Source organism: Kitasatospora sp. NPDC088160, assembly GCF_044741445.1.
Classification (GTDB): Bacteria; Actinomycetota; Actinomycetes; order Streptomycetales; family Streptomycetaceae; genus Kitasatospora.
The window spans coordinates 160751-170067 of the sequence record NZ_JBIUSS010000021.1; the positions used below are offsets into that span (position 1 = coordinate 160751).

Annotated in this window: 7 protein-coding genes; 3 read left to right on the top strand and 4 right to left on the bottom strand. The window is 69.2% G+C overall.

Translation table 11 applies throughout. From position 1 onward, the window contains the following. Positions 1-216: 216 nt before the first annotated feature. The 3 genes from ACIOGZ_RS30080 to ACIOGZ_RS30090 form a co-directional block, all read right to left on the bottom strand. On the bottom strand, positions 217-2427 hold the full coding sequence (locus ACIOGZ_RS30080) for a hypothetical protein (RefSeq protein WP_400988408.1): 2211 nt from the start codon (positions 2425-2427) through the stop codon (positions 217-219). Between the two features lie 530 nt (positions 2428-2957). Then, entirely contained in the window at positions 2958-3662 is a 705-nt protein-coding gene (gene fabG, locus ACIOGZ_RS30085) for a 3-oxoacyl-ACP reductase FabG (RefSeq protein ID WP_400988410.1), read from the bottom strand. A gap of 25 nt (positions 3663-3687) precedes the next feature. Further along, a complete protein-coding gene (locus ACIOGZ_RS30090; RefSeq protein WP_363631279.1) occupies positions 3688-4485 on the bottom strand; it encodes a helix-turn-helix domain-containing protein in 798 nt (265 codons plus the stop codon). Between the two features lie 185 nt (positions 4486-4670). Here ACIOGZ_RS30090 and ACIOGZ_RS30095 point away from each other — a divergent pair, with 185 nt between their 5' ends. Both ACIOGZ_RS30095 and ACIOGZ_RS30100 read left to right on the top strand, forming a co-directional pair. After that, entirely contained in the window at positions 4671-5615 is a 945-nt protein-coding gene (locus ACIOGZ_RS30095; RefSeq protein ID WP_363631281.1) for a helix-turn-helix domain-containing protein, read from the top strand. A 173-nt stretch (positions 5616-5788) separates the two neighbouring features. Then, positions 5789-6958 carry an acetyl-CoA carboxylase biotin carboxylase subunit family protein gene (locus ACIOGZ_RS30100; RefSeq protein WP_400988412.1) on the top strand — a complete coding sequence of 390 codons (1170 nt, stop codon included), beginning with the start codon at positions 5789-5791 and terminating at the stop codon, positions 6956-6958. Between the two features lie 324 nt (positions 6959-7282). Here ACIOGZ_RS30100 and ACIOGZ_RS30105 read toward each other — a convergent pair whose 3' ends face one another. Further along, a complete protein-coding gene (locus tag ACIOGZ_RS30105; RefSeq protein ID WP_363631285.1) occupies positions 7283-7666 on the bottom strand; it encodes a hypothetical protein in 384 nt (127 codons plus the stop codon). A 1070-nt stretch (positions 7667-8736) separates the two neighbouring features. On the opposite strand from ACIOGZ_RS30105, the gene ACIOGZ_RS30110 reads away from it, so the two are divergent. Continuing rightward, entirely contained in the window at positions 8737-9258 is a 522-nt protein-coding gene (locus tag ACIOGZ_RS30110; RefSeq protein ID WP_363632183.1) for a hypothetical protein, read from the top strand. The last annotated feature ends 59 nt before the right edge of the window (positions 9259-9317 follow it).

A 9317-nucleotide genomic window follows, 5' to 3' on the forward strand; every position in this document is an offset into this window, starting at 1 on the left:
GCAAGTAGTTGAGGGCATGCATACCGTAACGGCGATTTCCCTTTCGCGTAGGGGACACTGCGGTTTCGGCTGAAACTGCCCGCCTTGGGGTTCTGGCACGAACCACCACGTAGCACCCCAGCCCTACCGCACAGGGGATCCAGCCAGAGCAGGGCGCGCACCGCGTCCGTGTCGGCCAGAGCCGCCTCCCGAGCATCGGCAGTGAGTGTTCGGCAGTCAGTCTTCGTTCACAGGAGCGGCGTTGCACATCCCATCCTCGTCGGGTCCGGTAGACCGCGGCGTGGATGGTGCACTGACCGCTGTACGCCAGGTCGGACAGGCGGAGGAACGGTGGGCTGCGGCTGTGCTGGACCGGGCAGCCACCGACGAGCGGATCCTGGTCACCGTGGCCATGCGGTGGTCGAGTAGGAGCCTGGCCGCCCGGTCCGCCGCTGCCGTAGCCGCTGCCGCAGCGGCCCGACGGGCGGCGGAAACAGAGCCGAAGCGGTGTCTGGAGCGCATCATGGCGGCGTAGGCGCCGCGGGACTCGGCAGCCACGGTAGGCGAGTGTGCGAATCGGAGAAGGGCGTCCTGGCGGTAGCGGTCGCGCATGAAGGCCACGGCGAGCAGCTCACTAGCTTCCGCGATCTGCATGTCCTCGGTGTCGTTCCGGGCCTCGTGCCGGACGCTCCTCAGTTCCGAGCGGGTCCGCTCCCAGACCGTGCGGACGCTGGTGTAGTCGCGCAGGTCGGCGTGGGCAGCCAAGGCGAGGTTGATGCACTCGCTGATACCGGCCTTGATGGCCCGCCCTCGCGAGCAGCCCGGGCACAGCCCCGCCGCGTCAGAGGCACCACAGTCCGGGCAGGGCGCGGCCAGTCGGGCCGGCTCCGCCCGGACAGCACCGATCTGCCGGACCTCCAGGCCTTCGGCTTCTGATGCAGCCAGCCCGGCGACCGCGGGCCCGGACCGGCTCCCGGCAGGTGTACTGCCATGCCGTGACCGGCTGATCAGGCCTTCGGCGAGATACCCGCACGCGGCACACTCCAGGCCTGTTACGACATCGACCGCGCTCTCGCATTCGACCCGCCGGCAATCGCTGATCCGGCGAAGCCCGATCCTGACCAGCCATCCGTACGGGCTGGCGATCGAGGCGGCGGAGGCGAACCTGAACCGCAGGCGCCGCGCGACCCGCCCGGCATCGCCCGCGACGTCCCGGACCGCCGCACCAGCGGCCCGAGCAGCCTCCCGCTGCTCCCACGCGGTCATCCGAGGCAGCAGAGCGGCGGCTTCCTGCAGCACGCGGTAGACCGTCTTCGACAGGCTGAGCTGCGACAGCGTCGCCTTGGACCGGTGTTCAGGCGTGCGAGCGGGCCTGAACGTGGCCGGCACCGCAGTGGTTGGGGCGTTGCCAGGCCGCGTCTGGACCATACCGGGTTTCCTCGCGTGCGCACGCGCTCCACCGTCAATGGTGGGAGCCCCGGTCTCGGCTTCGCCGGAAACACCATCCGCGACATCAGCCTGACCTGGGCTGCCGCGGTGACCGGCGTGAGAGGCGTGAAGGGCTTCACCAGCGCAGTTCTCTGCGAACTCGGCGCTGCCGGGCAGGCCCGGTCCCGCTACCTGCGGGGGCGTGGCGGCAGAGCGCCTGCGTGGCCGCGTGACAGCAGCACCGGTGGTGCCCTGGGAAACGGAGGCTCGACGCCTGGCGGCCTTCAGCGTCGCCCAGTCCTCCACGACGTTCGGCACCACTATGGCGCTGCGCTGGTGCAGCTGACTACGGGTCGCCCATCTGACCAGGCGGATCGTGTCGGCGCTCTGGAGGCGCTGGAGGACCCCTGCAGCGCCCGCAGGGGTGCAGTTGTTGCCGAGGAGCCTGGCCAGCGTCGCCGCGGCCCGTCCACGTTTGCACACCCGGCCGGAGCACAGCCGGACCCGCCCGTCGGGCCGGGCCTCCAGGACGAGGAGGAGCAGGGCGAGCCGGTCGGTGGGGGCGCCGCGGCCCGTGCGGGAGGCCAGCAGCCCGGGCGGGGTCTCGCGGCCGTCCCGGTGGTGCCAGCCCGGGCCGAAGAGCCGCTCGATGAGGCGCAGGAGCGTGGCCAGCGCGGGGCGGTCGAGGGCGAGCGGGTGGAGGCGGTCGCCCGCCCGCAGTGCCGCGATCTGCTCAGGGACTCCGACGAGCAGGCCCTGTACGGTTCCGGCCTCGCGGAACCGCTGGCGGGTGACGAGCGTGGATGCCGCTCGCTGGCGGGCGAGGGACTGGTGGACGGCGGAGGCGGACACACCGAGCCAGCGGGCGAGTTCGGGGGCGGCCGAGGTGGTGGCGCAGGTCCGGGCGAGTTCGGCCTTGGCGATGGTGACGATCCGCAGCAGCCGGTCGGTGTCGTTCAGACGTGTCGTCGTTGGCGAGCGGAGGACGGCGTGAACGGCCGCCCGAAGGCGCAGCCTCATCGGCTCGTCCAGCCGTAGAGGTTCCAGTCCCACGGGGGACCTGACGGAGTCAGTGCCTTCATCCGGGATACGGCGTGTTGACTGGGCGTCACAGGCGGTAGATCTGGTACCGGGCGCGCTTGCGCCTGCGTGACAAACCGGAATGGTTTCAGGCATCATCGAGGTGTCTCTGCTGGAGGTGGAGGCAGCACGACCCCTGGGGCCTGCGATCGCTCCCAGGGCTGGCATGGCCTGTTGGACCCGCCCGTGACCGGGCGGTACACCGGGTGGCAGGTCCTCTCTGGAGGACGGCCGCCCGGGTCGTCACCGGAGATGACATGAGCGCGAACTCGGTCATCCGCCAGCGGTGATGCGAGGGGCGTGCCGCCGGAACCGGTGCTGGTAACACCGGTGTGCAGGCGGCAGCCCAGCGGCCCGTGCTCTCACAGAGCGGGCCGCACGGCGCGTCAGATCATGATCAGCCTCTCATCTCGTCCCAGATCCTGGTGCAGGTGGCCCAGCCGGCGGCTGCGGCCAGTCGGCGTCGGGACTCAGTGACCCATGGACACGCCGCCGTCGACGGCCAGGACCTGGCCCGTGATGTAGCCGGCGTCCGGAGACGTGAGGAACAGGGCCGCCCGCGCGATCTCCTCCGGGCGGGCCAGCCGTCCCAGCGGTACCTGAGCGGCCAGGCCCTCGACCTTCTCCGCGCCCAGCGTGTTGAGCATCGCAGTGTCCGTCAGGCCGGGGGAGAGAGTGTTCACCGTGATGCCCCGGGGCGCGAGCTCGCGTGCCAGTGATCGGGCGAAGCCGATCAGACCCGCCTTGGAGGCGGTGTAGTTGGACTGTCCCGCCTGCCCGTAGAGGGCGGACGCGGAGGAGATGAACAGGATCCGGCCTTCGCGGCGGCGGATCATCCTGCGGGCCGCCAACTTCGCCACCCGGTAGGCGCCGGTGAGATTGGTGTCCAGCACCGAGGTGAAGTCGTCTTCGGACATCGTGAGCAGCAGCTTGTCGCGGGTGATTCCCGCGTTGGACACGAGAACCTCGACCGGGCCGTGCTGCTCTTCGACCGCGGCGAACGCCGTTTCGATGTGGTTGGGCTGGGTGATGTCGCAGGGCACGGACAGGAAGCCGTCCGGAGCGGGAGTGGAGCGGTAGGTGATCGCGACCCGGTCACCGGCGGCGTGGTATGCCTGCGCGATGGCGAGGCCGATGCCCCGGCTTGCGCCGGTGACAAGGACTGAACGGCTCATTGAATGTTCCCCCAAGGCCTATGAATCAGCTGGCGTGCTGCATGATCGGCATGATCTGACGCTGTGCGCGGTTGTGCTCCAGTCGCCGGGACAGGGCCGCGGCGGCGTCCATCGTGGCGTCGGCCAGGCGCTCGGCGCGTCGCTGCAGGTAGGCGTCAGGGGCGAGGAGACTGACGGAGCCGACGAGGACGGAACCGCGCCACAGCGGTACAGAGAGCATTTCCCACCCCGTGACAGGCGACTGCGTGCGTGCGTAACCCTGGATCTTGATACGCCTCAGGACCGCGTTGCCGGCGCTCAGGTCGTCGAGGTTGGCGAGCATGACCAGGCCCGCGGCGTCCTGGTGCAGAGGTGCCCGACGAAGGACAGGTCCCGCGTCGGAGGTCGCCAGCGCGGCCGCGAAGTCGTGGCGGTTGCCGTGGGCGATGTCGACGCAGATCCTGCTGGGCATGCCCAGCAGGAGGTGGCTGTGCAGGGTGACGACCTGGTTCGTTCGGCGCTGCAGGTGGCCAAGTTCCTCGGAGATTGCCCGGGAACCGGCGGGCAGGGCGGTTAGCGAGTCCTGGCTGTGCCCGGTGGCGCCGGAGTGGGCGACGGCGTAGGAGCCGTAGGTCGGCTGGACGAAGGTGCGCGTCCGCACGCCGGACTGAAGGATGCGGTGGGCGGTGGAGCGTGTGAGCCCGCTGCGGGCGATCACCTCGGCGAGCGTGTGCGAGCCCGGGCCGAGCTCGAGCAGTACTTGAAGCACCCTGTAGGCGCGTTCCGCAGAGCTGTTCTGTTCGTGATCATGGGCTTGAAGCCCATGCGGCGGCTTCGGCATCATCAGGCCCCCCAGGTCTGTGAGCGTGTGCGGTTATTGCGACGAATGGCGAAAGGAGCTGCCAGACCGTCCCGTGGTCTTAAAGATGTAGTCGAACTGGCCGCCGTTGGCCAGGAAGGCACCCTTCCGGAAGTTGCACGCCAGGAAGGCTTACCTGAGCGCCGTCGCGGCCTGGCAGACAGCGATGCTTGGGCGATGAACCGCGCCGGGCGGCCGTCGCCGAAAGATCAGGAACAACGTCGGCGACGGTCGTCGGCGCCTGGGAAAAGGGGGGAACGTCAGTGATGACCGCAGGTCAGGGGAACAACGAGGCAACGGCTCTGCCGGACCAGAAGGAACTGTTCCAGGCTTTGCTGGCAAGATGCCGGCGCGCCGTCGATGCGGGCCCGCCGGCGGAAGCCATCACGACCCGGGGCAGGCGCCGTACCGGCCTCTCACAGGAACGCACAGCCTCAATGCTCGGGGTGTCCGTCCGGTCGTACGGCGACTTCGAGCGCGGCCTGGTCCGCTGGGAGCCCGAGGACATGGACCGCGTGGCCACCACGCTGCAGATGAGTGCCCACGAGCGGCACGCGATGTTCCTCCTGGCCACCGGGCAGGAACCTCCGCAGCCGTTCACCAGCCAGCTCACCTCGGTGCCGGCCTACCAGTTGGCACTCGACTCCAGCGTCCTGCCCGGATACCTGTCCAACCGCTCCTGGGACATCGAACTGACCAACCAGGCGTTCCGGGAAAGCTGGGCCGAAACGGAGCCGCCGGACAACGTCATGCGCTATATCCTGCTCAACAAGGACGTGAGGGACACCATTCTGCTGGACTGGGACACCGGATGGGCACTGCCCTTCCTGCGCCAGCTGCGCGCCGCGCTGGCCGTCTCACCCTGGGATCCGGGTCTTGCCGAACTTCAGCGTGAACTCGAGGGCGCGGTCGCGACCGACGCGCCACTGCGCGAGCTCCTGGAGCTCTCGATGGACGACGAGTACATCCACCCGAACGGCGACACACGCCTGTTCAACCACCCGACGTGGGGCCCGACGCTGATCACACTCTTGATGACCCGCCCCCTAGACGCGGCCTCTGGCTACCGGTTCGTCTTTCTCGTCCCACCCAAACCAGTTGACCAGATGCCCTGACCCGAACAACCCGGACACGGGCGACAGAGCACCGGACCCGTGACCGCAACCGCCAGCCCTCACCTGGGCGTCGTCACCTCAGCGACAACCCCTGTGCCTGACCGGCACCGAGGAAACCTGGCGACGACCGCAAGCGACGACGGACCCCTACGGCGAACAAGGAGAAGCAACCCGTGCCCCCATCCCCCGCAGTACTCATCGTCGGCCCGAGCCGGGACCACGAAGCTGACCTGCGGAGCATTGCCGAGACCCTCCCGATCACCTTCCACGACCCGGCCGCGCACTGGGGCCGATACGACGCGACCACGCCCGCCAGCATCGCCACTGACACCGATGCCGAACCGCCGGCAGGACTGCTGGCCCTGACCGCAGAGGCCCTGCCCCAGGCCGCCGACCTGGCCGAATCACTCGGCGTCCGAGGCCCCTCCAAGGCGTCGGCCGCCGCGTCCGCAGACCGCTCCATCGCACGGACCCTGCTCACGGAAGCGGGCCTACCCATCCCGAGGGGCACCCGCGTCGACTCCCATCAGGACGCAGCCGCCGCGGCACAGTGGACCGGGTACCCCGTCGTCCTGCGCCCCCTCGCGAACCTCGGCCACTACGGCGCAATCCAGGCCAACACCCCCGAAGAACTCCACACCGCATGGACCGTCGCACACACCGTCGCCCTCGCGGCACACACCGCACCCGGCGCCGTCCTGCTCGAGCAAGCCCAAGACGGCGACCTGATTACCCTTCAGACCATCACCACCAGGCACCGAACCCAGGTGGCCGCAGCAGTCCGGACGGCGTTCACGGGCCACCCCCTGCTCCAGCCCTCCTGCCACCTCGTCACCGCCCAGGACATCGACCAGGACCTCGCACAGCTCGCGACCCGCGCTATCCAGGCCATCGGAGTCGAACAAGGCGCAGGGCACGTAAACATCGCGTTGACCCCGCTCGGCCCGGTCGTCACCGACACGGCCGCCCACCTGCAGGGCGACAGCGTCCCCGAACTCGTACGACTGGCCACCGGCGTGGACCTCCTCCTCGCCGCCATCCACACCGCCACCGGCCAGGACCCCGACATCACACCCACCCGCAGCGCAAGCGCAGCCGTCGCCCTCATCCGTGCGGAGTCCTCCGGCACCGTGACCGGCCAGTACGCCGACCCCGACCAACTGCACGCACCATGGATGACCAAGCTGAACTGGGAGACCAGCCTGGGCGCAGCGGTCGAGGCGCTGCCAGCCTCGGCTCTGGCCCGCTGCGTCGTCACCGGACCGGACCCGGACATGTGCCTGTCCAACCTCGCGCAGGCCCGCCAAGCCATCCAGGTGACCATCCTGCCGACGACCAGGTAATGCGACCTACGGATACGGGCAGGGGTGTCAGGCGGTCCAGGTCGGACCCGGCCAAGGGCATCCGCTGCTCAGTCGCACGGGCGTTCACCATCGCGACAGGGTCGTGGCCGGTGACCTCGTCCGAGGCCCGGTGGAGGGCGTCGATTGCGAGGACCGGGTAGTCGCGGATGTCGTGGGTGTGGGCCTTGAGCGCGGTTCCCCAGACAGACGGTGAAACGCTTACCTACCGACTACCGTGACCTCACCGTCGTCGACCCCGGGCCTGACGCAACCTCTCCAGGGCCGTCCGGACCGACCTGCGGATGGTGATCCGCGCGATAGAGGTCATGTCCCCGTGCCGGTGTCGGCATCCGGCCCCCCTTCGTCACCACCGGTACCTCCCGCAGAGGTATCTCCGCCCACGGCTGCGCCTTCGGCATCCAAGACCATCTGCTCCAGCGCCGCGTTGCTCAGGCCCTCGCCCGCCTCGGGTGCGGAGGCCAGACGATCCGCGACCATCGTGGCGTCAGCCTCACCCGCCGCTTCCAGCAGCCGTCGAAAACCGTTGAAGGAGACCAGCACCGCCTGCGGTACACCCTCCTGCCCGATCACGATGACGGACGACTCCTCCTGCGCGAGTGCCTTGACCAAGCTCCGCAAGGTGCCCGCAGCCCGGGACGGCGAAATCATCTCCGAGGAAGCCATGTTGGGGTTCATTCCGATGTCCATGGGCCAACGGTAGCGAGCCGCCAGGCGGCTCCGACGCCCCGCCACGGGCAAGGCCCGAGGCCCTGCGGGCGCGGCCACACCCGGACACCGTCCACCCGGTCGGACCTTCGCTGCATGACCCTCAGCCAGCGGATCCCGCCAGGCGGAACACCGTTGACGGCGACGCCGATCTCATCCCGCCCCACGGGAACTTCATCACCATCGGCCTGCGACGGGACTGCGCCACGTACTTCCCTGGGACACCGAAATCACAGGCCGTCCTCAGGGAGGCAACGCATGGGGCAGCAACCGACTGCGACACTCGTCGCACTCTTCCTGACCGGCGTGGTCATGGTCGCTGCCGGCATCTGTGGATCCCGACCCCGCGCCCGAGTTCTGCCCAAGTCGTCCGGCCAGCCCAAACCCACAGGCCCGGCCCTGTGCGGCCCGTTGGCGTGACGTGGAAGGACAAGCCGTCGCGCTGACAACCGATTCCGGGACAGAACCCGCGACCACCAGCGACTCCGAGCCCGCAGAGCTCGCCCCCGAACACCTGCTCCTACTCCAACGACTGGCCGCTGATCGCGCCGCCCGCCAGACCACCGCGCCACCCGGCACGGAACGGCCACTCACCGCGCCAGTCCAAGTAGACATCGACGACCTCGTTCAAGAGAACGAACGCTTGCGTACCTACGTGGCCGTCCTGGAAGCGGCTGTGACCGTTCTCCTCGAATCAGGTCCAGCTCCAGATAACCCGGCCCAACCTTCGCCCGGTTGAGCCGATGGGGACGCTGCTGCCGAGAGTCCGACCAAAGCGGAACGGCCATCCCGGACAACGGGAACCCCAAACCAAACCCGGCCCCTGCTTCCCGCACAGCGGGATCCGAGCATCCACGCCCGTAGCCCGCAGGATCCACACCCCACACCGTAGGCCCAGTGCACCACCGCACAACCGACGGTCGCCGCAGAGCAACACCTGGCAGACCGAGAACGGGCGCCGATCTGAGAGCCTCACAACTCCACCCGTCAGCAGGCAGCCGAGCCTGACACCCTGTTGACAGTCCAGCTCAGCGACCAACCGAGGAGAAGCGATGGCGATCAACCAATACGGCACCGAGGCCCGGGCCTACTGGCGCCGGTGGCTGCCCCAGCGCTACGCCGCCCTGCCCGATCCCATCGCCTTCTTCACCGCCCTCGGAGAGCAGGTCGAAGCCCAGGTCGGCGACCTCTGGGACCAACTCGTCATCGCCGACACCGCACCGCCCGAGGAGACCCACGAGCAGCGGGTCGCCCGCCTCGCCCAGCTCAAGGCCCACGCCGAGCACGAGGTCCTCGACGAGACCGTGCGCCTGGAACCCGAACCCGGCGCCGGCCTCGAGGACGAAGACGACGGTCTGGAAAGCGACGAAGACCACCAGGCCCGCATCGAGCACCTTCACCAACACACGGAGTGGGCCAGCACCACCGCCGACGCCCTGCTCGACGGCAAGCTCCACCTGAGCGATCTCGACGACCAACAGCTGCGCCACGTTCTCGACTACATGACCCCCTCCTTCCTTCGCCTGTTCGGCACGTCGGTGGAGGACCAGCGCGCCCGTGGGCGCGACCTGTAGCCACCGGAGAAACCCGGCCCGCGACCTGACCACACTCGACGCGAAGCGCGGAGGATCGC